At 68.8% G+C, this 24,864-nt stretch carries 25 protein-coding genes; 9 read left to right on the forward strand and 16 right to left on the reverse strand.

The annotated features are described in order from the left end of the window. Nucleotides 1-8: 8 nt before the first annotated feature. Nucleotides 9-611 carry a hypothetical protein gene (locus tag ACYVIO_RS33225; protein WP_460654900.1) on the reverse strand — a complete coding sequence of 201 codons (603 nt, stop codon included), beginning with the start codon at nt 609-611 and terminating at the stop codon, nt 9-11. A gap of 102 nt (nt 612-713) precedes the next feature. Here ACYVIO_RS33225 and ACYVIO_RS33230 point away from each other — a divergent pair, with 102 nt between their 5' ends. Then, entirely contained in the window at nt 714-989 is a 276-nt protein-coding gene (locus ACYVIO_RS33230; protein WP_460654901.1) for a YggT family protein, read from the forward strand. Here the strand turns inward: ACYVIO_RS33230 and ACYVIO_RS33235 are convergent. From ACYVIO_RS33235 to lpdA, 3 genes are all read right to left on the reverse strand, one after another. Beyond that, entirely contained in the window at nt 979-1,431 is a 453-nt protein-coding gene (locus tag ACYVIO_RS33235) for a group II truncated hemoglobin (RefSeq protein ID WP_460654902.1), read from the reverse strand. The two genes, ACYVIO_RS33230 and ACYVIO_RS33235, sit on opposite strands and share 11 nt — an antisense overlap. Nucleotides 1,432-1,459: 28 nt before the next feature. Beyond that, a complete protein-coding gene (locus tag ACYVIO_RS33240) occupies nt 1,460-1,993 on the reverse strand; it encodes an AAA family ATPase (RefSeq protein ID WP_460654903.1) in 534 nt (177 codons plus the stop codon). A gap of 62 nt (nt 1,994-2,055) precedes the next feature. Beyond that, nucleotides 2,056-3,453 carry a dihydrolipoyl dehydrogenase gene (gene lpdA / locus ACYVIO_RS33245; protein ID WP_460654904.1) on the reverse strand — a complete coding sequence of 466 codons (1,398 nt, stop codon included), beginning with the start codon at nt 3,451-3,453 and terminating at the stop codon, nt 2,056-2,058. Between the two features lie 173 nt (nt 3,454-3,626). Here lpdA and ACYVIO_RS33250 point away from each other — a divergent pair, with 173 nt between their 5' ends. Next, a complete protein-coding gene (locus ACYVIO_RS33250) occupies nt 3,627-5,753 on the forward strand; it encodes a peptidoglycan DD-metalloendopeptidase family protein (RefSeq protein WP_460654905.1) in 2,127 nt (708 codons plus the stop codon). 142 nt (nt 5,754-5,895) lie between these two features. After that, nucleotides 5,896-6,354, forward strand: a complete 459-nt coding sequence (locus ACYVIO_RS33255; RefSeq protein WP_460654906.1) for a PGPGW domain-containing protein — start codon at nt 5,896-5,898, stop codon at nt 6,352-6,354. A 1-nt stretch (nt 6,355) separates the two neighbouring features. Here the strand turns inward: ACYVIO_RS33255 and ACYVIO_RS33260 are convergent, their stop codons facing one another. Then, the gene (locus ACYVIO_RS33260) at nt 6,356-6,913 is read right to left on the reverse strand and encodes a TetR/AcrR family transcriptional regulator (protein ID WP_460654907.1); all 558 of its coding nucleotides are present in this window, start codon (nt 6,911-6,913) and stop codon (nt 6,356-6,358) included. A 96-nt stretch (nt 6,914-7,009) separates the two neighbouring features. Between ACYVIO_RS33260 and ACYVIO_RS33265 the strand changes: the two genes are divergently transcribed. Continuing rightward, on the forward strand, nt 7,010-7,633 hold the full coding sequence (locus tag ACYVIO_RS33265; protein ID WP_460654908.1) for a DUF2867 domain-containing protein: 624 nt from the start codon (nt 7,010-7,012) through the stop codon (nt 7,631-7,633). On the opposite strand, the gene ACYVIO_RS33270 is transcribed toward ACYVIO_RS33265, so the two are convergent. Next, a complete protein-coding gene (locus ACYVIO_RS33270; protein ID WP_460654909.1) occupies nt 7,552-8,487 on the reverse strand; it encodes a helix-turn-helix transcriptional regulator in 936 nt (311 codons plus the stop codon). The two genes, ACYVIO_RS33265 and ACYVIO_RS33270, sit on opposite strands and share 82 nt — an antisense overlap. Before the next feature lie 124 nt (nt 8,488-8,611). Here ACYVIO_RS33270 and ACYVIO_RS33275 point away from each other — a divergent pair, with 124 nt between their 5' ends. From ACYVIO_RS33275 to ACYVIO_RS33290, 4 genes are read left to right on the forward strand one after another with little or no spacing between them, the layout of a single operon-like run. After that, complete coding sequence (locus ACYVIO_RS33275) at nt 8,612-11,401, forward strand: family 78 glycoside hydrolase catalytic domain (RefSeq protein WP_460654910.1); 2,790 nt, start codon at nt 8,612-8,614, stop codon at nt 11,399-11,401. 23 nt (nt 11,402-11,424) lie between these two features. After that, complete coding sequence (locus ACYVIO_RS33280) at nt 11,425-12,750, forward strand: ABC transporter substrate-binding protein (RefSeq protein ID WP_460654911.1); 1,326 nt, start codon at nt 11,425-11,427, stop codon at nt 12,748-12,750. Between the two features lie 6 nt (nt 12,751-12,756). Further along, nucleotides 12,757-13,683: a carbohydrate ABC transporter permease gene (locus ACYVIO_RS33285; protein WP_460654912.1), complete on the forward strand. Its 927-nt coding sequence runs from the start codon at nt 12,757-12,759 to the stop codon at nt 13,681-13,683. Continuing rightward, on the forward strand, nt 13,680-14,531 hold the full coding sequence (locus tag ACYVIO_RS33290; protein WP_460654913.1) for a carbohydrate ABC transporter permease: 852 nt from the start codon (nt 13,680-13,682) through the stop codon (nt 14,529-14,531). Before ACYVIO_RS33285 ends, ACYVIO_RS33290 begins: the two co-directional genes overlap by 4 nt. Here ACYVIO_RS33290 and ACYVIO_RS33295 read toward each other — a convergent pair. From ACYVIO_RS33295 to ACYVIO_RS33335, 9 genes are read right to left on the reverse strand one after another with little or no spacing between them, the layout of a single operon-like run. Beyond that, on the reverse strand, nt 14,528-15,166 hold the full coding sequence (locus ACYVIO_RS33295) for a class I SAM-dependent methyltransferase (protein ID WP_460654914.1): 639 nt from the start codon (nt 15,164-15,166) through the stop codon (nt 14,528-14,530). The genes ACYVIO_RS33290 and ACYVIO_RS33295 overlap by 4 nt on opposite strands. A 34-nt stretch (nt 15,167-15,200) precedes the next feature. Further along, the gene (locus ACYVIO_RS33300; protein ID WP_460654915.1) at nt 15,201-15,938 is read right to left on the reverse strand and encodes an RraA family protein; all 738 of its coding nucleotides are present in this window, start codon (nt 15,936-15,938) and stop codon (nt 15,201-15,203) included. 16 nt (nt 15,939-15,954) lie between these two features. Further along, on the reverse strand, nt 15,955-17,079 hold the full coding sequence (locus tag ACYVIO_RS33305; protein ID WP_460654916.1) for an amidohydrolase family protein: 1,125 nt from the start codon (nt 17,077-17,079) through the stop codon (nt 15,955-15,957). Further along, nucleotides 17,076-17,849, reverse strand: a complete 774-nt coding sequence (locus ACYVIO_RS33310; RefSeq protein WP_460654917.1) for an enoyl-CoA hydratase — start codon at nt 17,847-17,849, stop codon at nt 17,076-17,078. Before ACYVIO_RS33310 ends, ACYVIO_RS33305 begins: the two co-directional genes overlap by 4 nt. After that, entirely contained in the window at nt 17,846-19,021 is a 1,176-nt protein-coding gene (locus ACYVIO_RS33315) for a CaiB/BaiF CoA transferase family protein (protein ID WP_460654918.1), read from the reverse strand. The genes ACYVIO_RS33310 and ACYVIO_RS33315 overlap by 4 nt, the downstream gene beginning before the upstream one ends. After that, entirely contained in the window at nt 19,021-20,358 is a 1,338-nt protein-coding gene (locus tag ACYVIO_RS33320; protein WP_460654919.1) for an ABC transporter substrate-binding protein, read from the reverse strand. The genes ACYVIO_RS33315 and ACYVIO_RS33320 overlap by 1 nt, the downstream gene beginning before the upstream one ends. Before the next feature lie 13 nt (nt 20,359-20,371). Beyond that, nucleotides 20,372-21,253: a carbohydrate ABC transporter permease gene (locus ACYVIO_RS33325; protein WP_460654920.1), complete on the reverse strand. Its 882-nt coding sequence runs from the start codon at nt 21,251-21,253 to the stop codon at nt 20,372-20,374. Next, nucleotides 21,250-22,146 (reverse strand): carbohydrate ABC transporter permease, encoded by an 897-nt coding sequence (locus tag ACYVIO_RS33330; protein WP_460654921.1) that lies wholly within the window; start codon nt 22,144-22,146, stop codon nt 21,250-21,252. The genes ACYVIO_RS33325 and ACYVIO_RS33330 overlap by 4 nt, the downstream gene beginning before the upstream one ends. Continuing rightward, the gene (locus ACYVIO_RS33335; protein ID WP_460654922.1) at nt 22,143-23,012 is read right to left on the reverse strand and encodes an NAD(P)-dependent oxidoreductase; all 870 of its coding nucleotides are present in this window, start codon (nt 23,010-23,012) and stop codon (nt 22,143-22,145) included. Before ACYVIO_RS33335 ends, ACYVIO_RS33330 begins: the two co-directional genes overlap by 4 nt. Nucleotides 23,013-23,084: 72 nt before the next feature. Here ACYVIO_RS33335 and ACYVIO_RS33340 point away from each other — a divergent pair, with 72 nt between their 5' ends. Then, a complete protein-coding gene (locus ACYVIO_RS33340) occupies nt 23,085-23,771 on the forward strand; it encodes a GntR family transcriptional regulator (protein WP_460654923.1) in 687 nt (228 codons plus the stop codon). Here the strand turns inward: ACYVIO_RS33340 and ACYVIO_RS33345 are convergent. Next, nucleotides 23,732-24,862 (reverse strand): aminotransferase class V-fold PLP-dependent enzyme, encoded by a 1,131-nt coding sequence (locus ACYVIO_RS33345; RefSeq protein ID WP_460655465.1) that lies wholly within the window; start codon nt 24,860-24,862, stop codon nt 23,732-23,734. The genes ACYVIO_RS33340 and ACYVIO_RS33345 overlap by 40 nt on opposite strands. Nucleotides 24,863-24,864: the final 2 nt, after the last annotated feature.

The raw sequence follows: 24,864 nt of genomic DNA on the forward strand, positions 1-24,864 counted from the left end.
ACGCTGCGTCAGAGCGGCAGCGGACCGCCGTGCACCAGCAGCACCACCGCGTTGACCAGATGCACGACCGCAAAGCCCAGGAACAGCGGGTCAGGCCAGGCAAAGCGATACCGCGCAGCAGCCTCAACAGCATCCACGCGCTGCGCGTCAGCGGCCGCCCGGTTGATCAGTCCCGCGAGATCATCCTGGGTGCCGTACGCAACGCTCGAACTCTGCACATTCGCCGCCTCAACACCCGCGGCCACGAAATCCCGCTGCGCCGTCCTGATCCGCAGATTGCTACCAGGAACCGCCGTCACGATCTGCGTCAGCGGGATCTCCACCCGCCGGAACGGATTGCTGACGATCACCTCGGTCCGATTCACGACCACCGACGACGCGACGTACAGATAGAGCCCACCGAGCATCACCAGGAACAGCAGATGCCAGAACCAGTCACCGCGGACCAGGTCGTCCTCGCCGTCGGGGAAGTACATGAGCGAGCTCCCGAGCACCGACGACCCGACCAGGAACGCGCCCGCGACCGCACGCAGGAACGGCCGGTGGTAGCGGACGGGCACGTCCGGGTACGACGCCACGGCGCGCGCTGTGGTCGGTCGCAGCCTGCTCACGAGCTGATCATGCCTGAAAGTCCGCTAAGAAGACTGTGGCGGGGACATCATCGGCGCGGTTCGTCCGTTGATACTGGCAACACGTTCTAACGGAGGAACCTCATGAGCCTGATCGGAACCCTGTTGGGGTACGCCCTGACCCTGTTCATCCTGGTGCTGATCGTGCGCATGGTGCTCGACTGGACCGGCCAGCTGGCCACCGGTCCGTCGCGGGGCGCCAAGGCCCGCCAGCTGACGCACGCCTGGACCGAGCCGGTGATCGCGCCCGTACGACGGAAGCTCCCGCCGCTGCGCGCCGGCGGCATCGGCATCGACCTGGCGTTCACCCTGGTCTTCGTCGCCGCGCTGATCCTGCGGTCGGTCGCCTTCAGCTTGTGACGAGTCCGTCCCAGGACCAGCGAGGAATCGAGAGCCCGGCCGGTACGTCGCCGGCCGAGCCCGTGTACTGGGTCATCGACACGGTCGTGGCCCAGGCGAAGTAGTCGTACAGGACCTGCCTGACCGGGTCGTCCCCGGTCAGGCCGATGTCCGTCAGCGCCTGGTCGAAGCAGGCGATCGCACGGCGGTCCATCTCCTCGTGCGGCCCGTTGCCACTGTGCATCCGGACGACGAGGCTCTCGGTACCAAAGGCGCCGGTGTAGGCGGCCGGACCGCCGAGCGCCTCGGCCCAGTAGGCCGCGAGCCGTTCGGTGTGCTCAGGATGAAACCCGTGGCTGAAGGCGTGGCTGACCACCTCGTCCGCCAGCACTCGTTCGTGCCAGGCGTGCGCCAGTCGTCGAACCCCTTCGTCGCCGCCCACTGCGTCGTACACACTCTGCATCTTCTGAGCGTGCCACAACTTGTGGGCCTCACCGATAGGACGGCCAGCGCTTCGACGCCCACTCCGACCACGTAGTGAACCCGGCCGGGACGGGCGGGATCTCCGCGCCCCGCAGTTCCACCTCGTCCGGCTCCTCGAACAGCGCCCGCCAGTCGACGAGTTCCTCGTCGCTCATCCGGAACGTCTCACCAGGCGTTGACTCGAAGCGATCGGTGACCCGCCGACGCTGCTCCTCGTGGTCGATCGGCAGGTAGACGACCTCGCTCCGCGCGCCGATCGTCCCCGCGATCCAGCGCAACGCCGACCGCTCGTCCCGCCCCCAGAACCCGAAGTCGAAGACCACGTTGACCCCCAACGCGGCGGCCCGCATGCCGACCTGCACCAGCATGCCTTCGACCAGATCGCGCTTGTCCGGCGGATTCGCGTCGCCGAACAGCGCGATCTGCCACTCGTCCGGCGTCAGCCGCAGCGCGGACTCAGCGAGCTCCAGCTCCTTCGCGCGCGTGGTCTTGCCCGCGCCGGGCAGCCCGACGATCAGGTAGACGACAGGGGGTTCGGACATGCGGCTCCCAACAGAAAGGCCCCGGGCGCGAAGCCCAGGGCCCTTCGGCGTTCAAGCAAGGATCAGAAGTTGATCATGTGGCCTTCGAGACCGTGGAAGGCCTCCTGCAGCGCCTCGCTCAGCGTCGGGTGCGCGTGCACGTTGCGGGCCAGTTCCTTGGTGGTCAGGTCCCACTTCTGGGCCAGGGTCAGCTCGGGCAGCAGCTCGGTGACCTCGGGGCCGATCAGGTGGGCGCCCAGCAGCTCGCCGTACTTGGCGTCGCTGATCACCTTGACGAAACCGGTCGGGTCGGCCAGGCCGTGCGCCTTGCCGTTGGCGGTGAAGGGGAACTTCGCGACCTTGACGTCGAAGCCCTCGAGGCGGGCCTGCTCCTCGGTCCAGCCGAAGCTGGCGATCTGCGGCTGGCAGAACGTCGCCCGCGGGATCATCACGTGGTCGAGCTCCATCGTCTCGTGCCCGGCGATGGTCTCGGCCGCGATCACGCCCTGCGCCTCGGCCGCGTGGGCCAGCATCAGCTTGGCGTTCACGTCACCGATGGCGAAGATGTTCGGCACGTTGGTGCGCAGGACGCCGTCGGCCTTGATCGCTCCGCGCTCGGTGAGCTCGACACCGATCTTGTCCAGGCCGTAGCCGTCGACGCGCGGCTGGAAGCCGATCGCCTGCATCACCTTGTCGGCCTCCAGCACCTGCTGGTTGCCGTCCTTGCCGGTGACGGTGACCTTCACCTTGTCGCCGGAGTCGTCGATCGAGTCGACCCGGGTGCCGGTGAGTACGTCGACACCGAGCTTCTTGTACGCCTTGGCGAGCTCCTTGGAGACGTCGATGTCCTCCAGCGGGACCATCCGGTCGAGGAACTCGACGATGGTCACCTTCACGCCGTAGTTGGCCAGCACGTAGGCGAACTCGACACCGATCGCGCCGGCACCGGCGATCACGATGCTGCCCGGCAGCTCCTCGGTGAGGATCTGCTCCTCGTACGTCACGACGCGGTCGCTCAGCTGGGTGCCCGGCAGCAGCTTGGTGGTCGCGCCGGTGGCGATGATGCAGTTGTCGAAGGTGACGGTCTCGGAGCTGCCGTCGTTCAGCGAGACGTCGAGCGTGTTCGCGTCGACGAACGAGCCCCAGCCGTCGAACTCCTTGATGTCGTTCTTCTTCATCAGGAAGTGCACGCCCTTGACGCGGCCGTCGGCCACCTTGCGGCTGCGCTGGACCGCGGTCGGGAAGTCGAAGGTCACCTCACCGCTGATGCCGAAGGTCTTCGCCTCCTTGGTGAAGATGTGCGCCAGCTCGGCGTTGCGCAGCAGCGCCTTGGACGGGATGCAGCCCACGTTCAGGCAGACACCGCCCCAGTACTTCTTCTCGATGATTGCGGTCTTGAGCCCGAGCTGGGCGGCGCGGATCGCCGCGACGTACCCACCCGGGCCGGCGCCGAGGACAACAACGTCAAAGTGCGAGGCCATACCCTCAACTTTAGTGCCTCGCACCAGTAGATCCCGCCGTGGGCCCCGTGGCCGTGGTCACGATCGGTGAGGCGGGGTATCGCCTGGGCGAGAGTGCGCCTAGGCTGAGGGGCGCACGGGGGGCCGTCGTCAGCTCTCGTGCGCGCGTGAGGCGGACGGCCGATGGGGGCTTGATGGACAAGAAGCGTGGGCTGCGGTTCGCCGCGCTCGGAACGCTGCTGGCCGTCTTCGCCGTACCCGCCTGGTCCGCGTACGCCGACGATCCGACTCCCCCGCCGCCGGCCTCGGTGACCGACGTCAACCGGTCCCTGGAGCAGCTCCGGGCCGAGGCGGCCGCCGTCCAGGCCGAGGTCGCCAAGGCGACGATCGCCTACACGAACGCGTTGAAGGCCGCCCAGAGCACCGAGACCGCCGCGAAGCGCGCCGAGGCGTACGCCGCGACCAAGCGGTCCAGCTCCGAGGTCGAGCGCCGCAAGCTCGGCCTGCTCACCGCCCAGGCGTACCAGCTCGGCATCCCGACCGTGATCGGCACCGAGTCGATGCTGTGGTCGCTGGCTCCGATCGCGGAGAACCTGCAGGAGATCGCCGACCGGCAGGCCGCGATCAAGCAGCTCGGCAGCACCCAGGTCGCCCAGTACAACGCGGCCAGCGCCGCCGAGAACGCGGCCGGTACGGCGGACAACGACGCCAAGAACAAGCGCAAGGCCGCCGACGAGGCCTCCGCCAAGGCCCGGCAGCTCAGCCAGGAGCTGCAGCAGAAGGCCGCGAACGCCTCCATGACCATGGAAGGTCAGCTCGCCGACCTGGCCGGCGCGACCCAGCTGGCCGACCAGCTGCAGGTCAGCCGGAACCAGCAGGCCAAGTCGCGCTGGCAGACCTACCTGGCCGAGCTGACCGCTGCCGGCGTGAAGCCGCCCGCGGCGACCACCCTGAAGAACCCGGCCAAGCTCCCGGCCGGGATGAAGCCGCTGACCGCCGCCGGGAAGGCTGTCGCAGGCGCCGCGTCGTTCACCGCCGCTGGTCGTACGGTCAAGGTCCTGCCCGCCGAGACGATCCGGGCGGTCAACCAGGCGTTCGGACTGCTCGGCAAGCCGTACGGTGCGTCCGGCACCGGTCCGGCCAAGTACGGCTGCCTCGGCGCCGCGCGCGCCAGCTGGGCGCCGTACGCAAGCCTGCCGAGCCCGATCGGCAACGTCTACCGCGACTATCAGACCGTCCCGGCCGCCTCGACGCAGCCGGGCGACGTGCTGGTGATGGGGAGCCGCTCGGTCGGGCTCTACCACATCGGCATCGCGCTCGGTGATGGCGAAATGATCGCCGCGGACGAGGCCAAGGGGGCGGTGGTCGTCACGACCGTTCCGGAGAGCCTGTTCTCCGCGCTCCGGCCGACGCTCGGCAGGCCGGCCAAGGCGCAGACCGCGCCGGCGACCACGTCGCAGGCCGGCGGCTTCCGCTGCGGGACCACGCCAACGTCGTACGACGTCGGCACCGGCGCCTGGACCTGGCCGCTGGCGGACGGCACCTACGAGATCGGTACGCCGTTCGGCCAGTCGGGTTCGCTGTGGGCCAGCGGGATCCACACCGGCCAGGACTTCCCCGCCGCGATCGGTACGCCGGTCCGCGCGGCGACCGCGGGCACGGTCCGGGTAGAGCACCCGGCCTGGGCCGGGAACCTGGTCCGCATCGACCACGGGAACGGGCTCGAGACGCTCTACGCGCATCTGAGCTCGATCGACGTCCCGGACGGCACGCAGGTGCAGGCCGGTCAGCGGATCGGTGCCGTGGGCACCGAAGGCAACTCGACGGGAGCGCACCTGCACTTCGAGGTCCGCCTCGGCGGCGACGCCGTCAACCCGATGCCGTTCCTGGCCACCGGCGGGACCAGCGTCGGCTGGGGCGGCTACAGCAACGGCATGATCCCGGCGAGCAAGCTGTGCAACATCACCAGCGCCCACTCGCTGCGCTGCGACGCCGCCACGGCGTACTTGGGCCTGGCGTCGGCGTACCAGAAGCGCTTCGGGAAGACGCTCTGCATCACCGACTCCTACCGCTCGTACAGCTCCCAGGTCTCCCTGTACGGCCGCAAGCCGTCCCTCGCAGCCCTCCCCGGTACGTCGAACCACGGCTGGGGCCTCGCCGTCGACCTCTGCGGCGGCATCGACCGCTTCGGCACCACCCAGCACCAATGGATGCTGCAGAACGCTCCCCGCTTCGGCTGGATCCACCCGGACTGGGCCAAGCAGGGCGGCAACCGCCAGGAGCCCTGGCACTGGGAGTACGGCAACTCCCCCCAGGCCTAGGCCTGTGGATAACCGTCGGCCGGACGGCGCCGGACTTGTACCCTCAACTCGGAAAGGGCAGGGGGGCGGCGGCGGCGATTTCAGGGACGGATCAGGGGCGAAAAGCAAAGGAACGGGCCTGCGCAGCACGTACATTGGTGGTGTGGCCGAGCAGACCAGTCCGGACCGCACGGACGACAACATCACGCTGGACGCCCAGGACGATCGGTGGGAGTGGCGGCGGAAGATCCGTGCGAACCCGCGCAAGCACCTGATCTACCGGATCGGCGTGGGCGTCGTCGGTGGCATCCTGATCATCGCCGCGCCGTTGACCGGCTGGTTGCCGGGACCGGGCGGGATCCCCTTGTTCATCGCGGGTCTGGCCGTGCTGGCCAGCGAGTTCGAGTGGGCCCAGCGCCTGCTCTACCGGGTCAAGGAGTGGGTCAAGGAGCTCACCGCCTGGACCGGCAAGCAGCCGGCCTGGCTGAAGGCCCTCGGTACGGCGGTGCTCTTCGTCTGCGTACTCGTTGCCATCTGGCTCTACATGGCCGTCCTCGGCGTACCGGGCTGGCTGCCGGACTCGTGGGAGTCCTTCCTGCACACGCTTCCGCTGCTGAAGTAGGTCAGCGCAGGAGCCACTGCCTGGTGAGCTCCAGCACGTCCTTGCGGCTGCGCCCGGGATGGTCGGCGGCGATCAGCGGGCTGCCGATCCGCAGCGAGAAGACCAGCAGGCTGCGCACCTCGACGTCCTGCTCGTCGGCGCAGAACTCGCCGAACAGCGCCCGCAGGTAGACCATCCGCCGGTTGTCCACCCGCTTGAGCTGTACGGCGACCTGCTCGTCGCGCCGGGCCCACTCGCGGATCGCGAGGTCGGCCGCGGCACCGGTCATCAGACCGTCGCCGGAGGCAACGAGTGTGAACAGCCGGTCCAGCTTGGTCCGGCCGTCGCCGCCGGCGGTCTCGACCTGGTCGATCAGCGCCTCGGTGGTCTCTCGTTCCCAGGTGTCCAGGATCTCCGTGAGCAGCACGTCCCGGTTCTTGAAGTACCCGTAGAACCCGCCCTTGGTCACGCCGAGCACCTGCGCCAACGGCTCGATCCGGACCGCCTCCGGCCCACCGGCCGACAGCATCCGGAGCCCTTCCTCGATCCACCTGCTGCGCGGCGTACGGGTCACTCCCATCCTGTGGCTCCTCTCACGCCCACCCGATCTATACGCCACCGTACACATCGGTCTACCTTGCTCGTATACGGCAGCGTATAGAAGGGAACCAAAGCCATGCGACTTCCCGCCACCGCCCACACCGACCTCCCCTGGCGCATCCACGAGATCGCGCCCGACTTCCAGCTCGAGGACGTCTGGGCTCTTCCGACGCCCGGCGGCCCCGACGACTTCGGTCGCCTGATGAGCCGCTTCACCACCGCCGACCCCGACGCCCCGGCCCTGATGTCCTCGAAGATCGGCCAGTTCCTGATGGCACTCCGCTGGAAACTCGGCGCCCTGCTCGGCTGGGACCGCGACAAGACCGGTCTCGGCAGCCGGGTCCACACCCTCCGCGACCGCCTCCCGGCCGACCTGCTCGAAGGGCCGCAAGGACCGACGCTCGGAGGCGTCCCGTTCAAATCGGTGTTCCTCACCGACAACGAGTGGGCCGCCGAGATCGCCAACAGCACCGTCCACGCGGTACTGCACCTCGGCTGGGTCGCCGACAGCGCAGTGGACGGTGGCTACCGCGGCCAGATGGCCGTCCTGGTCAAACCGAACGGCACACTCGGTACGGCGTACATGGCGCTGATCAAGCCGTTCCGGTACCTCTGGGTCTACCCGGACTTGCTCCGCACCATCGAGCGCGGCTGGGTCGACGGTCGCGGGAACGCCGCGTGGGTGAAGCGCTCGCGGTAGCCCGAGGCCGTCAGGCCGTAGTGCAGCTTGAAGCGGCGGGCGAAGTAGTTCTGGTCCGGCCAGCCCACCGACTCCGCGATCCGGCTGATCGAATGGTCGGTGTGCAGCAATAGATCCGCGGCCAGCTCGACGCGATGCCGGGACAGGTAGGCCATCGGGGGTAGGCCGGTCGACGACTTGAAGAGTCGGACCAGATACCCCGGCACCAGATGCAGCTCGTCGGCCAGTTCGGTCAGCGTCCACTGATGCGCCGGCGCGGCCTCCAGCATCCGCATGGCCGTCAGTACGGCGGGATGGATCTGCGTCTCCCGCCCGACCACCCCCGTCGCCGCGACCGCACGCGCCAAACAGCTCAGGAACAGCGACAGCCGCCCGACGATGTCGCCGCGGTGCAGGTGAACCGATTCATGCCGCAGCTCGCCGAGGCCGCGCAGATGCCCGATCGCTTCGGCCAGGGTGACCCCGTCCAGATGCATCGTCAGGATGCCGCGCCGCTGCGCCGAGAACGGCCCCGTCCACAGCAGGAACCCGAGCAGCGGATCCTCGCGCATCCAGGCCAGCTCCCGCTGGATCAGGTCGGCCGAGAAGCAGCAGTTCCAGAGCTCCAGGTCCGCGCAGCCGTCGTACGCGTGCCAGACGCCGGGCCGGAGCAGGATCACGTCGCCCACTTCGAGTTCCTGCCGTCCGGCCAGGCTCTCGTGGTAGCCCGTACCGCCGGTGATCACGGCGACCTCGAAGAAGCTGTGGGTGTGGACCGGGTGCCCGGTCGCGTGCACGTACGGGCCGGCGTACGCGACGGCGCCGTCGACGAAGTGCAGCAGGGTTCGGTTGTTGCCGACCGGTGGATCCTCCATGCCTCAACCTAGGCGGCAAAGTGCGTTTTGTGCTAGGTCCGGTGCACTCCGTTCTATCGCCGACGCGGCGACGGCCCCAAGATCGGACCTACCCAATGAATCGTTTCATCCCGCAAGGAGTGCCATGTCGCGATCCGCCGCACCGACACACCTCCGCTTCGACCACCACAGCACCACCGGTCCGGTCCTGGGCATCGGGACCGCCGCGCCCCGCCTGTCCTGGCAGACCCCTTCCGCCGACGCCGACTGGGCGCAGACGGCGTACGAGCTGGAGATCGTCCGGGGTGACGCGGCTCCGCGGACCCATGTCGTCGAGTCGGCCGATCAGGTCCTGGTCGCGTGGCCCGACGATCCGCTCGCATCGCGCGAGCAGGCGACGGTCCGGGTCCGCGTGCGCGGTGCCGAGTGGAGTGAGTGGAGCGAGCCGGCGACCGTCGAGGTCGGCCTGCTCAGCACCGACGACTGGTCCGCGCGCTTCGTCACCCCGCGCGACATCGGCAGCCAGGACTCCCCCGCTCCCCTGGTCGCGGGCGAGTTCGATCTGCCCGACGGCATCGTCAAGGCCCGGCTCTACGCCACGGCGCACGGCACCTACGTGCCGACGCTGAACGGCGAGCGCGTCGGCGACCTGGAGCTCGCGCCCGGCTGGACGGCGTACCAGTTCCGCCTGCGCTACCAGACCTACGACGTCACCGATCTCGTCCGGTCGGGATCGAATCAGCTCGAGTTCCTGCTCGGCAACGGCTGGTACCGCGGTCGGCTCGGCTTCAAGGACCAGCGCGCCCTGTACGGCGACCGCCTGGCCGTCCTCGCTCAGCTCGAGGTGACGACCGGCGCCGGTGAGGTCGTCGTGATCGGCTCCGACGGCTCGTGGACCGCGCGGGAGAGCGCGATCACCGCCGACGACCTGTACGACGGTCAGTCCACCGACCTCCGGCTCACATCCGAGGCCAAGACTCCCGTCGACGTGCTCGACGCCGATCTCGGGCTCCTGGTGGCGCCCGACGGTCCGCCGGTCCGGATCACCGACGTCCTGCCGGCCAAGGAGGTGACGACCTCTCCCGAGGGCAAGACCCTGGTGGACTTCGGGCAGAACGTCGTCGGCCGGGTCCGGCTTCGCGTCCGCGGCGGCGCGGCCGGTGACGAGATCGTGCTCAGGCACGCCGAGGTGCTGGAGCACGGCGAGCTCGGCGTCCGCCCGCTGCGGACGGCGAAGGCGACCGACACGTACGTACTGGCCGGCCCCGACGAGGTGACGCTCGAGTCGGAGCTGACCTTCCACGGCTTCCGGTACGCCGAGGTGACCGGCGTCGACAATTTGGTTGCCGGGGACATCGAAGCCGTGGTCATCGGCTCCGACCTGACGCGCACCGGCTGGTTCGAGTCGTCGAACGAGACGCTCGACCGGTTCCACGAGAACGTGGTCTGGGGCATGCGCGGCAACTTCCTCGACGTCCCGACCGACTGCCCGCAGCGCGACGAGCGGCTCGGCTGGACCGGCGACATCCAGGTGTTCTCGCCGTCGGCGAGCTTCCTGTTCGACAGCGCCGGCTTCCTCACCAACTGGCTGGCCGACCTGGCCGCCGAGCAGCACAAGGACGGTTCGGTGCCGTACGTCATTCCCGACGTACTGCGTGATCCCGGTCCGTCCACCGCGGCCTGGGGTGACGCGGCAACGATCGTCCCGTGGGTCGTGTACGAGCGGACCGGCGACAGCGCGCTGCTCGCCCGCCAGCTGCCGAGCATGAAGGCGTGGGTCGACCGGATGGTCGACCTGTCCGGCGACAACCTGCTGTGGACCGGCGGGTTCCAGTTCGGCGACTGGCTCGACCCGACCGCGCCGCCGGACAACGCGTTCGCGGCCAAGGCCGACCCGGACGTGATCGCGACCGCCCACCTCGCGCGGTCGGCCGAGGTCGTCGCCAGGGCAGCCGAGGTCGTCGGCGACGCCGACCTGGCGCGCGAGTACGGCGAGCTGGCGGCCCGCGTACGGCGTGCCTTCGCCGCGGAGTACACGACCGAGGGCGGCCGGGTGCTGAGCGACGCGACGACGACGTACGCGCTCGCGCTGCAGTGGGCCCTCCTGCCGACCGGCGAGCAGCGTCAGGGCGCGGCGGCTCGGCTCGCGGACCTGGTCCGTACGTCGGGCTTCCGGATCAGTACCGGCTTCGTCGGGACCCCGCTGATCGCCGACGCGCTGGCCGATACCGGACATCCTGACCTCGCGTACCGGCTCCTGCTGCAGACAGGGTGCCCGTCCTGGCTGTACGCAGTGACCATGGGCGCGACGACGGTGTGGGAACGCTGGGACAGCATGCTGCCCGACGGGAGCATCAACCCGGGCCAGATGACCTCGTTCAACCACTACGCGCTCGGCGCGGTCGCCGACTGGATGCACCGCCGGGTGGCCGGGCTCGCGCCGGGCGACGCGGGGTACCGCACGATCGTCGTCGACCCGTTGCCGACGGCCCGTCTCACCAAGGCCTCGGCACGGCACATCACGCCGTACGGCGAAGCGGCGGTCGCGTGGAGTCGCGCCGACGGTCAGCTGAAGCTCAGCGTCACCGTGCCCGTGGGGTCGACGGCAACCGTTCACGTGCCGGGGGCAACCGATGCGGTGAGCGTCGGCCACGGCACGCACGAGTGGACCGCCGACGACCCGTACGCCGACGAGGCGCCGCTGCCGGCGGACGCCAGCATCCGCCAACTGATGGATCACGAGCCCTCCTGGGACTCGCTCGTGGCCGTCGCCATCGAGAAGGAGGTCGTCACCGACGACGCCGCCTTCGCCACCCGCCTCACCCGCTACCTCGACCAGCCCGCCGCCCAGCTCGTCGACGCCGTCAGCCCGCGGGGGTTCTCCTCCTCGGCCGAGGCGCTGCAGGCCGAGCTCGACCGTCTGCTCAACCGCTGATGCACATCCCCTGGAGGTCAAAGATGACGTTCCGCCGACGCACCTCAGGACTGGCCGTGGTCGCGGCCTGCTCTCTCGCCCTGACCGCCTGCAGTGCGGGCAGTCTCGGCTCCAGCGACGACACGGGCGGCAAGAGCTCGGTCTCCATCACCTACCTGGCGGGCAACCAGGAGCAGGACGTCAAGGAAGCCCAGCAGCTGATCAAGGACTTCAACGCGAAGAACCCGGACGTCACGGTCAAGCTGGAGAGCCGGCCGGGCGGCACCGAGGGCGACAACATCGTCAAGACCCGGCTGTCCACCGGCGACATGAGCGACGTGTTCAGCTACAACACGGGTTCGCTGTTCCAGGCGATCGCCCCGCAGAAGAACCTCGTCTCGATCAGCGACCAGCCGTACGTCGGTGACGTCGACGAGAACTTCAAGAAGACCGTGACGGCCGACGGTCAGGTCTACGGCGCACCGGCCGGCGGGTTCATGGCCGGAGCGGTGCTCTACAACATCCCGATCTACACCAAGCTCGGGCTGAAGGTGCCGACCACGTGGGCCGAGTTCATGGCCAACAACGCCAAGATCAAGGCCGCCGGGATCGCGCCGGTGATCCAGACCTACGGTGAGACCTGGACCTCGCAGCTGTTCGTGCTCGGCGACTTCCACAACGTCGCGGCCGCCCAGAGCGACTTCGCCGACAAGTACACGCAGAACCAGGCCAAGTACGCGAGCTCCGCGCCGGCCAAGAAGGGGTTCGAGCACACCCAGCAGGTGCACGACGCCGGGTACCAGAACACCGACTTCGCCTCCGCCAAGCTGCCCGACGGGCTCCGGATGCTGGCCCAGGGCAAGGGCGCGCACTACCCGATCCTGACCGGCGTGGTGAACGACATGGTCGACCTCTACCCGGCCGCGGCCAAGGACGTCGGACTGTTCGCGTTGCCTGGTGACGACGCGAGCACCAACGGCCTGACCGTGTGGACCCCGAACGGCGTCTACATCCCGAACACCACCACCGGCGAGAAGCTGGACGCGGCGAAGAAGTTCCTCGCGTTCGTCGCCAGCCCGGACGGGTGCGCGTCGCTGGCCAAGGCCGGCGTACCGACCGGTCCGTACGCGATCAAGGGGTGCACGCTGCCGGCCGACGTACCGCAGTCGATCAAGGACATGCAGCCGTACCTGGACAAGCAGGGCGGATCGAGCCTGGCGCTGGAGTTCCTGTCGCCGGTCAAGGGCCCGTCGCTGGAGCAGATCACCGTCGAGGTCGGCTCGGGCATCCGCAAGGCGCAGGACGGTGCCGCCCGGTACGACGAGGACGTCAAGAAGCAGGCCCAGCAGCTCGGCCTGGCCGGCTGGTGATTGCCCGTGGCAACCACTTCGGTCAAACCGCGCTCGCGTAGCGCCGCGACCCCGGCCGCCTCGGCGGCGGGGGGAAAGGTCTACTCGCCGTACTCGAACTGGTTCTACCTGCCGGCCGCCGTGATCTACGGCGTGCTGTTCGTGATCCCGACCTTCGCGTCGCTGTACTTCAGCCTGACCCGGTGGAGTCTGTTCGAGTCGAAGTTCATCGGGCTGGAGAACTTCCAGCTGTTCTTCCAGGAGCCGCAGCTGATCAAGGGCTTCACCAACACGCTGATCTTCGCCGTCGTGACGTCGGGGTCGAAGGTGGTGCTCGGGCTGCTGCTCGCCGTCCTGCTGACGTCCCGGATCATCGGGCGCGGCTACCTGCGGTCGGTGGTGTTCTTCCCTGTGCTGGTCAGCACGATCGGTGTCGGGCTCACCTTCACCGTGCTGATGAACCCCGAGCGCGGCCTGATCAACGGCGCACTCGAGGTGATCGGCATCAACGGCCCCGGCTGGCTGACCGATCCGAAGTGGGCGCTGCTGTCGGTCGCGCTGGTCGACGTCTGGAAGGGCGTCGGGCTCGCGACGCTGATCTACATCGCGGGCATCGTCTCGATCCCGCGGGAGTACATGGAGGCCGCGCGGGTCGACGGAGCCAGCGCGTTCGAGACGTTCCGGCGGATCGTGCTGCCGCTGTCGCGGCCGGCGACGGTGACCGTCATCATCTTGTCGCTGATCGGCGGGCTGCGGTCGTTCGACCTGATCTGGGCGATGACCCGTGGCGGGCCGGGCTTCACCTCGGACGTGATCGCGTCGGTGATCTACAAGCAGTACCAGGCCGGCTTCTACGGGCTGTCGACCGCGGGCAACGTCGTGCTGTTCGTCGTGGTCACCGCGGTGGTCCTGCCGCTGTTCTGGTTCCTCAACCGCAAGGAGGTGGAGATGTGAGCACCGCCGAGCTGGTCAACCACAAGCCGGGCCGCAACTACCTGCTCAGCGCGGTCGCGATCGTCGCGTCGTTCGTGGTGTTCGTGATCCCGTTCGTCTTCATCATCCTGACCGCGGTCAAGGACCGGCAGCAGGCCTCGCTGCTGGACTTCTCCTGGCCGCACCAGTTCCAGTTCGTCGCGAACTTCGTCGCGGTGATCGAGGCACGCGACTACATGCTGGTGATCGCGTTCATCAACTCGACCGTGCTGACCGTGGTCAGCGTCACCGGGATGGTGGTGCTGGCCGCGATGGTCGGGTTCGTGCTGCAGCGGCGGCGGTCGCGGTGGAACCCGTTCATCAACTTCATCGTGCTGTCGGGCCTGATCATCCCGCCGGCCGTCGTACCGACGATCTGGGTGCTGCAGGGGCTGCAGCTGTTCCGCACGATGACCGGGCTGATCCTGATCGAGATCGCGTTCGGGCTGTCGTTCTGCATCCTGCTGTTCCGGGCGTTCGTCGCGACCATCCCGCGCGAGCTGGACGAGGCGGCGGTGATCGACGGGGCCGGTCCGCTGCGGCTGTTCTTCCGGGTGATCTTCCCGCTGCTGCGGTCGGTGATCGTGACGGTGGTCGTCGTGCAGTCGGTGAACGTGTTCAACGACTTCGTGAACCCGCTCTACTTCCTGCCCGGCGACCAGAACGCCACGGTCCAGCTGACCCTGTTCAACTTCCAGAGTCAGTTCAACACCCAGTACAACCTGCTGTTCATGAACATCCTGCTGATCACGGTGCCGCCGCTGGTGATGTTCCTGTTCTTCAACCGCCAGATCGTCGCCGGGATGACGTCGGGGGCGGTGAAGGGCTAGGCGGCCTTGCGGTAGACGAGGAAGGCCTGGTCGGTCTTCTCCGGGGCGATCGCCGGGCGGGTCAGCCGGGTCACCTCGACGAAGCCGGCCGCGACCAGCAGTTCATGGATCGCGGCCGGCTCGTAGGCGTACACGTTGAGCTCGATCGGGTGGCCGTAGCCCTCGGTCAGGTGGTAGGTGCCGGTGCCCGCCTTGAAGCCGTAGAGGAACAGTCCGCCCGGCGCGAGTACGCGGTGGATCTCGGCGAACGCCGTCGGCAGGTCCTCGGCCGGGGTGTGCACGAGCGAGTAGTACGCGAGCGCGCCGGCGAGCGCGTTGTCCGCGAGCGGGAGGTCGAGCAGGGAGCCGACGTCGAACTTGAGGTCGGGGTACTCGGCCTTGGCGAACTCGATCATGCCCGGTGACAGGTCCATCCCGAAGGCGTCCATGCCGAGCTCTGCGAGGTACGCCGTGACGTGGCCCGGGCCGCAGCCCAGGTCGCCGACCGGCCCGGCGTCACCCTCGGCCAGCAGGTCGCCGTACAGGCCGAGGATCGCGCGGTGGTACGGGTCGTCGAAGCGGGGGGCGACGAGCGCGTGGTAGTCGGCGGCGACGGTGGTGTAGGAGTTCCGGGTGCTCTCCAGGTACGAAGTCATGGCCCGGGACCCTAACCGTCGCCGCCGACAGTTTTCACACTCCGTCGTAGTACTGCTCGATGGCCTCGTAGTCGACTGAGCTGTCAGGCTTCATGCCGAGCGCCTCGTACTTCTTCCGCCGCGCCCGCATGTCGGCGAGCAGGATCGCGCGAGCGTGCACGGCGACCTCCTCGGCGACATCAGCCGGTACGACGATGATGCCGTCGTCGTCGCAGCCGATCATGTCGCCGGGACTGACCTGCGTCCCACCGCACGCGATCGTCGCCTGGGTCTCGACCACCTTGATCCGCCCCGGGATGATCGTCCGCCCGCGAGCCCGCGAACAGATCGGCGTGCGCTGCGCGACGATCTCCGCGGTGTCGCGGCAGTACCCGTCGGTGACGATCCCGGCCGCGCCGTTCTGCACCGCGCCCATCCCGTTCTCCGACCCCCAGAAGCCGACCTCCTTGCCGCCGCCGGCGTCCATCACCACCACGTGCCCCGGCGCGAGATCCCCCGGCAGCTTCACGTTGCCGGTCTCCTCGAACCAGATCCGGTGCGCCTCGACGATGTCCTGGGTGCTGTCGAGCTTCCACATCGGCCGGTTCGACGGCACCGCGCGGATCGTCGCCGCCGGCCCCCAGAACTTCATCCCCAGCCAGAGCGGGCGCACGTCCGGCGACATCAGCCCGATGTCGAAGTACCCGATCCCGTCGAGCGCGTCGGCGACGTCCACCACCCGCAGGTGCTTGTACAAGCTGCTCAGATCGTTGGCGTTGGCTGTCTCGGTCACAGTCACTGGAAGCCTCTCAGTTGATCCGGTAGTAGTCGGCGGCCGTACCTCCGAGCACGGCCGCGAGTCCGTCCTGGTCCTGCACCACTTCCTCGAGCGCGGCCCGCACGTTGGTCCACGCTTGTTCGTACGACGCCCGCAGCAGCACCACAGGCCAGTTGCTCGCCACCATCAGCCGCTCAGCGCCGAAGCACTCCACCACCCACGCGAGATACCTCCGAAGATCCGGCCACTCCCGCAGCTCGGTCAGCAGATCAATCCCCAAAGAAACCTTCATCCCCACCCGAGGACACCCGGCCAACTCCCGAACCAGCCCCGCCCACGGCTCCCATCCCCCGCTGTCAATCGGAGGCCGCCCCAGGTGATCCACCACAACCCGAAGCTCCGGCACGGCGTCAGCAAGCCCCAACACAGCCTTGGTCTGCGCAGCAGTAACCGGCACGACATCCCAGGCGATCCCGGCGTCGGCCAACTCGCGGAACAACTCGACGGTCGCCGGCTTGGCGAGCCACTCGAGCGGATCGCGCCCGACGAGACACCGCACACCGCTGAAGGCATCCGCAAACCACCCGAGCCCGCCGGCCCCGCCTGCGGCGGGGCCGGCGGGTGGTGGGGGTGAAGGGGCCTCGCCCCCGGCGACGCTTCGCTCGCCGGAGATCCCCGGGCCGCCGCCCCGGACCCCGCGCTCGCCGGAGATCCCCGGGCCGCCGCCCCGGACCCCGCGCTCGCCGGAGATCCCCGGGCCGCCGCCCCGGACCCCGCGCTCGCCGGAGATCTTCGGGCCGCCGCCCCGGACCCCGCGCTCGCCGGAGATCTCCGGGCCACCGCCAAGGACCCCGCGCTCGCCGGAGGTCTTCGCCACGCGGGCGATCTCGCGGCGTGCCGCCGTGGCGTCCGACAGCGGGAGCCAGCCGACTACTGCGCCGACGTACGGGGCTTCGGCGTACTGCAGCAGGCGGTTGTTCTCGGCTGGTTCGTCTACGGACTGGATGAGGACTGTGCGGTCTACGCCTGTGCGGGCCAGCTCGGCGGCCAGGTCGTCTGGGGTGTAGTCGCGGGCAATGGCGCCGTGGCGGCCGTCTCGCCACGGCTGGTCCTGGGCGGCGACCTGCCAGAAGTGGTGGTGGGCGTCGACGATCATCGGCCCTCCCACTCGATGTCCTCGTGGGCGAGGAACGCCTTGACGCCGGCCTGGAAGTCTCGGCTGGCGTAGACCTCAGCCAGCACGTCCTCACCGTCCACGAAGGCGCCGTCGCGGAGGATGCGGCGGTCGAACTCCTTCATCGACGCCAGCGTCAGGGGTGCGTTCGCGCAGATCACCGCGAGGAGCTTCTCGACGCGCTCGTCCAGGTCTTCGCGCTCGGTGACCTCCGTGACGAAGCCCGCGATCGCGGCCTCGGACGACGGCATCAGGCCGGCCGTCAGGAGGAGCGCCATCGTGCGCCCGGCGCCCAAGCGTTGCTGCAGGCGGGCGATGACCAGCGGCGGGAGCGTGTTGCCCAGGGTGCGCGCGACCGGTGCGCCGAAGACAGCGTCCGGTGTCGCAACTACCAAGTCACAGCAAGCCGCCAACGCAAGCCCGGCACCAACAGCCGGCCCCTGGACCACCCCCACCACCGGCACACGCACCCGCAACAAGCTCGTCAGCACCGCAGCGATCCGCCGCTCGTACTCGACGCCCTGCTCCCCCGTCGTGAAGTCCGCGAACTGCCGGATGTCTGTCCCTGCCGCAAACGCCTTCCCACCAGCGCCCCGCAGTACGACGACCCGAATCCCCCGGTCCTCAGCCACCAGCGACTCAACAGAAGACAGCCCGTCGTACATAGGCCAAGTGATCGCATTACGCCGTTCAGGGTTCGACAGCGTGAGCCGAAGAATCGCGCCGTCCCGGTCGATCTCGAGCCCGCTCATTCGCCCAGCACCTCCGCCGTGTGCTCGCCGAGCAGCGGTGGATGCCGTCGAATCCGCGCCGGCGTCCCACTCAACCGAACCGGCGACCCCAGCACGCGCACCTTCCCCTCCACCGGATGGTCGATCTCCTGCACCATCCCCCGCGCCCGCACGTGCGGGTCCTCGTCCAGCACGTACGCGTAGTCCCGGATCGGCCCAGCAGGCACCCCGGCCTCCAGCAGCAACGCGACCCATTCATCAGTCGTCGCCGTGGCCAGCCGTTCCTCCAGTACGCCGGCCAGCTCGTCGCGGTGAGCCATCCGGTCGGTGTTCGTCAGGAATCGTGAGTCGGTGAGCAAGTCGGTGACCTCCAGAGCGGTACAGAGTCGTTGCCAAAGGCGCTCGTTGTTCGCCCCCAGCGTGAGGTGACCGTCCTTCGTCCGCAACGCCTGGTACGGCGCCGACATCCGGTTCGCCGACCCGAGCGGCTGCGGGACCTGCCCGGTCGCCCAGTACTCGGTCGACTCCCACACCGACATCGCGAGCGCCGCCTCGAACAGCGACGTCTCGACGTACTGCCCGACGCCCGTCCGCTCCCGAGCGTGCACGGCGGACACGATCCCGAAGGCGCAGAACAGCCCGGCGCCGAGATCCCCGACGGGCAGCCCCGACTTCATCGGTTCACCGCCCGGCGCTCCGGTGATGCTCATCACGCCCGACATCGCCTGCGCGATCAGGTCGTACCCCGGCCGGTCGGCGTACGGGCCGGTCTGGCCGAATCCGGAGACGCTGGCGTAGATCAGTCGCGGGTTGAGCTCGGCCAGCGTCGCGTAGTCGACCCCGAGCCGCGCGGTCACCCCCGGCCGGAAGTTCTCCACCACGATGTCGGCGGTCTCGACGAGCCGCCGGAACGACGCCAGGCCGTCCGCCGACTTCAGATCCAGTACGACGCTGCGCTTGTTCCGGTTCAGCGCGAGGAACGCCCGGCTGTCCTCGCCGTGCACCGCGTAGCCCCACGACCGCCGGGTCTGGTCGCCGGCCGCCGGGTTCTCGATCTTGATCACGTCGGCGCCGAGATCGGCCAGCAGCATCGTGCAGAACGGTCCCGCCATCACCTGCGTCAGATCGAGCACCCGCAACCCGTCGAGCGCACCCGCGGGACCGAGATCAGCAGCTCCCGTCGCGCCCGTCATCAGCCGCCCAGTCCGGCGTTCGCCTCGGTGAAGAACGAGTCGGCCGCCTGCTGCACGGTCTTCTTGCCGAAGGCAATCTCCTCGTACGCCCGCGTGTACGCCGACTCGAATGTCGCCTGGTACCCCGGCGGGTACAGGATCGTCGGCGGCTTCTTCTCCACGATCTTCGCGTACAGCTCCAGCTCGTGCTTCTTCAGCGCAGGCAGCGCCGGGTCGTCGATCTGCGCCTGCAGCACCTTCTTGTTGGTCGCCGCGCCGTTGTCGGACTTGAACGACTTCCCGGCCTCCAGGTCGTTGGTGAAGAAGTCGATGAACGCCGCCGCGGTCGGTACGTTGTCGCAGTTCGTCGGGATCGCGAAGCCCGACGTGAAGATCGCGTTGCCCGACCCGCTCGGCCCGGACGGCATCGGCAGCGTCGTCAGCTTCTGCCCGCCGGCCTTCCCGGCGAGCGTCGCCGAGGCCGGCGTCAGCGCGTTGCCCGGCATGCTGTCGGTCATCACCCGGCCCTGCGCGATGAAGTTCTGCTCGGCGCCCTCGGGCTCGTCGGCCTGCGCGTCGGCACCCATCGTGACGCCGTCCTTGCGCAGCTTCTCCCACAGGTTCCAGTACTCGACGAGCGACTCCTTGGTGAAGCCGAGCTTGCCGTCGTCGGTGAACAACTGCTTGCCGTTGGCAAGCTGGTACGCGATGAAGTAGTTCGGTACGCCGCCGCGCGACCCGGACGCGAAGACCGTGTCGGGCAGCTTGCCCTTGGCCGACGCGATCCAGTCGGTGTACTTCTTCCAGTCGTAGCCCTCCGGCGGCAGCCCGATCCCGGCCTGCTGGGCGAGCGTCTCGTTCACGCCGACCGCGTCGTACGCCGCGCCGTACGGCAGAAAGTAGAGCTTGCCGTCCGGTCCGCGCCCGGTGTCGACGACCTCCTTCGGGATGTCGTCGACCTTGATCGCGCCGGACTCGATCATCGGGTCGAGCGGGAGCAGGACCTTGCGCTTGGTGTAGTCGTTCAGCTGGCGGCCCTGCAGCTGCATCACGCAGGGCAGGGTCTTGCTGGACGCCTGGATGTTCAGCTTGTTGAAGTAGTTGCCGAAGTCCGCGTTCTGCCGGTCGATCGTCACGCCCGAGTGGGCCTTGATGAACATGTCGGCGACCGCGTTGGTCTTGGCGGCCCGGTTCGCGCCGCCCCAGAAGGTCAGCTGCAGGCTGCCGGTGATGTCGCCCTTGCCGTCCTGCGCGCCCGCGTCGCCGCCGGCGGTGTCGCCGACCGACGTGCCGTTGCATCCGGCAACCACCATCAGTGCGGCCGTCGCGAGCGCCGCCGTACGAGTGCGTCGTTTCATCGAAGTTCTCCAGTCACTTGAGGCCGGTAGTGGCGACGCCCTCGATCAGCAGCTTCTGCGCCCCCAGGAAGAAGCCGACGATCGGGGCCAGGGCGAGCGTGGACATCGCGAACAGCGATCCGTACGCCGATTCGCCGGTGACGTCCAGGAACGAGTTGAGGCCGAGCGAGACCGTCCAGAGCTCGGGCCGGTTCAGGTAGAGCAGCGGGCCGAGGAAGTCGTTCCAGCTCGCGATGAACGTGAACAGCGCGGTGGTGCCGAGCGCCGGCAGGGCCAGCGGCATGATGATCCGGCTGAAGGTGCGCCAATGCCCGCAGCCGTCGATCCGGGCCGCGTCGTCCAGCTCGCGCGGCAGGGTGCGGATGAACTGGACCATCAGGAAGATGAAGAACGCCTCGACGCCGAGCCACTTCGGGACGACCAGCGGCAGGTAGGTGTTCATCCAGGCCAGCTCGTTGAACAAGATGTACTGCGGCACCAAAGTGACGTGGTACGGCAACAACATCGTTGCCAGCAGCACCCCGAACAGGATCCGCTTGAACGGGAACTCCAGCCGCGCGAACGCGTACGCCGTCAGCGAGCACGAGACCAGGTTGCCGACGATCGACAGCGCGGTGATCGCGATCGAGTTCAGGAAGTAGCGGGAGAAGTTGAGCTGCCCCGCGCTCCAGCCGTGCTTGTAGTTGTCCAGCGTGTAGTTCTTCGAGAACAGCCCGAGGCTGTTCATCACCTCGGCCGACGGCCGGAACGACGCCGCGACCATCCACACCACCGGGTACAGCATCACGATCAGTACGCCGATCAGCAGCGCGTGCCGCAGCAGACCGATCACCAGCGGGTTCCGCGTCGCACGCCGGCCGAAGAACGGGCGGGCGCCGACCGTCACGGCGGTCACCGCTCGTCCCCGTAGTACACCCACCGCTTGGCGGTCAGGAACAGGAACCCGGTGAACAGTCCCAGGACGACGACCAGCGCCCAGGCCATCGCCGACGCGTAGCCCATCTTCAGCTCGGCGAATCCCTGCTGGTACAGGTACAACGTGTAGAACAGCGTCGAGTCGGCCGGCCCACCCGATCCCCGGCTCACCACGAACGCTCCGGTGAACGCCTGGAACGCGTGGATCGTGTCGAGCAGCAGGTTGAAGAAGATCAGCGGCGTCATCAGCGGCAACGTGACGCTGAAGAACCGGCGGATCGGGCCGGCGCCGTCGACCGCGGCCGCCTCGTGCAGCTCCGCCGGCACCTGCCGCAACCCGGCGAGGAAGATGATCATCGTCGCGCCGAACGCCCAGAGGTTCAGCGTCACGATCGTCCACAACGCCGTACCAGGACTGCCGACCCAGCTGCCGTGGGTGATACCGAAGAGGGCGAGCACCTGGTTCACGAGCCCGGTGCTGCCGAAGATCTGCCGCCAGAGCACCGCGATCGCGACGCTCGCGCCCATCAGCGACGGCAGGTAGAACAGCGCGCGGTAGCCGGAGAGGAACTTGATCCCCTTGTTCAGCAGCAGCGCCAGGATCATCGAGACGACCAGCAGCAGCGGGACCGACACCCCGACGTACAGGAGCGTCACCTTCACCGACGACAGGTAGCGCGGGTCAGCGGTGAACATCCGGCGGAAGTTGTCGAGCCCGATCCACTGCGGCGCGCTGAGCAGGTCGTAGCTGGTGAACGCGAGGTATGCCGAGTAGAGCATCGGCCCGATCGTCAGCAGCACGATGCCGAGCAGCCACGGGCTCAGGAAGAGATAGGCCGTCAGTCCTTCACGGCCGGTGCGCGTGTTCTTCATGAGTCGCTCTTCCGAGCGTGCGCTTCCACCTGGTCCGCCAGGTGCTGGGCCAGCAGACCGGCCAACGGAACCTGGACGTCCGACTCCCGCGCGGCCGCCACGACGTCCCAGAGATCCTTGCTCCACGGGCGGTTCCGCACCGGAGTCCCGGCGTCGTCGTACGCCGAAGCGACCCGGTCGAAGAATCCCCAGTTGCGCGTGATCCACGATTCACCGGTGCTCGTGGAGACAGCGTCGAGCACCGTCTGCTCCGGTACGCCGTACGCCCCGGCCAGCTCGAGCCCTTCCTGTACGCCGGCGAGCGCCGCGAACATCATCAGCTGGTTCGCCAGCTTCACCGCCGCACCGGCACCCGCCGGCCCCACGTGAAGCACGCTCTCGGCAACCGAGTCGAGCACCGGCCACACCTGCTCCAGCACCTCGGCCCGCCCGCCGGCCATCACCGTGAGAGAACCGGACAGCGCTCTCTCCGCTCCCCCACTGACCGGTACGTCGAGCAGCCCGATCTCGCGGACCTCCGCCTGCAGGGCCAGCCGCCGAGCAGTCGCCGGGAGGATCGTGCTGTGGATCAGGACGACCGATCCCGCCGCCAGGAGCGGGACCAGCTCGTCGAGGATCTCGGTGACGCTCTCGTCGTCCGGCACGGCCAGGGCGATCACGCCGCAGTCCGCCAGAGCACTCGGTCCGTCCACGACCTCCACGTTCAGTCCTTCGGACCGCTGCGGAGCTTCGTCGTACACCTTCAGGGACCAGCCGTCACGGTGCAGGGTCTCGGCCATCGGCCGGCCCAGATTGCCCAGCCCGATGAAGCCGATCGTCGTCGTTGTCGTGATGTCTTGGGCCACGAACGCCTCCAGTTCGTACACCAGGGCCGTCTATGAACTATTGTCTACAATAGATAGTCGACGCCCACAAGATCTCAGGGAAGAATGACCGCCATGACAGAGCACCAGCTGCAGTCGCCCAGCCTCGTGCAGCTCGCCGCCAACGCGATCCGCCGGATGATCCTGGCCGGGGAGCTGGCCGAGGGCGAGCGGCTGATCGAGGAGCGGCTCACCGAGCAGCTCGGGATCAGCCGCCCTCCCCTGCGGGAGGCGCTACGGGTGCTCGAGCAGGAAGGGCTGATCGTCACCCGGCCGCGGCGCGGCTCGATGGTCGCCACGCTCACCGATCAGGACGTCTTCGAGATCCTCACGCTGCGGTCAGCGCTGGAACGCCTGGCCGTCGAGCTGGGCGTCCCGGTCCAGGTGCCCGCGCGGCTCGAGGTCGCTCAGGAGGCCTTGCTGGAGATGGAACGCTGCGCGACCGCCGAGGACCGTGGCAGCCTGGTCCAGGCCGGGTACAAGTTCCACTCGTCGCTGGTCGCGCTCGCCGGTCATCGCCGGCTCGAAGAGGCCTACGCGTCGGTGCAGCAGCAGCTCCTGCTCTGCATGGCCCGCAACCTGTACGCCCGCGAGCACTTCTACGAGGACTTGCACGAGCACGTCGCCCGGCACCGCAAGCTGCTCGACCTGGTCGAGGCCGGCGACCCGGCCGCCGTACTGGCCGAGCTCGCGGTGCACGGGGAGCGCTCGTTCAACGAGATTCAGAGCAACGTCGGCAGCCGCGAGGCCAGCAGCTCGTAGTCGCGCAGGCTGTTGTAGGCGTGGGCCGACAGCCGGACGAAGATCCGCTCGTCGAACCCGGTGAGCGTGATCTCGGCCTTCAGCTCCCGCGACACCCGGATCTTGAACGCCTCGCCGGCGTCCGGCGACCGGGTCGCGTCGAACGGGATCTCGACCAGCCGCATCGTCGCGGCCGGGTGCGCGACGTCGGGCAGGTCGGTGCCGAGCGCCTTGGCCAGGACCTGCGCGCCGTTCTCGACCAGCGCGGTCAGCTGCGGACGACGCGCGGGCCAGTCCAGGTCCGCGAGCACGCGCAGCGACTCCGGCGCCGCGATCCAGGTCGCGTAGTCGTAGGTGCCCTGCATGTCGAAGCGTTCGGGCAGGCGTTCGTCGTACTCGGACCAGGACACGATCAGCGGGAGCGTCGCGTCCCGCCACTTCTCGGCGACGACCAGTCCGGCGGTGGCCCGCGGCGTGGCCGGCCACTTGTGGAAGTTGCCGGTCCAGAAGTCGGCGCCGTCCTCGGCCGGCGAGTCCAGCAGCGCCGGCGCGTGGGCGCCGTCGACGATCAGCGGGATGTCGCCACAGGCCTCGGCCAGCCGCCGGATCGGGAACACCATCGCCGTGCCCGAGCTGATCTGGTCGACGATCAACGCCGCCGTCCGCTCGTCCAGCGCGGCACTGATCGCCGCGACCACCGTGTCGTCGTCGGACTCGAGCGGAACGTCGACGATGACCACCTCGGCCTGCCGTGCGCGGGCGATCCGCTCCGCGGCGTACCTGACCGCGCCGTAGATGTGGTTGGTCAGCACGATCCGGCTGCCGGGCCGGATCGGGATCGCGCCGAGCGCGGCGGTCACGCCGGCGCTCGCGTTCGGCACCAGCGCGAAGCCGGCCGGGTCGGTGCCGAGGAACCGGGCCAGTTCCAGGCGGCTCGTGGTCAGGCGGTCCGCGACCGAGCGGAACCAGAGCATCGGATTGGCCTCGGTCTCGGTCCGCAGCGTGGCCAGCAGCTCCTGCGTACGGCGCGGAACTGCGCCGTACGAGCCGTGGTTCAGGTGCAGGACGTCGGGGTCGAGGGACCACAGGTCGGGGCGGGGGCTGAGATCCATCA

This window comes from Kribbella endophytica, from assembly GCF_054781295.1.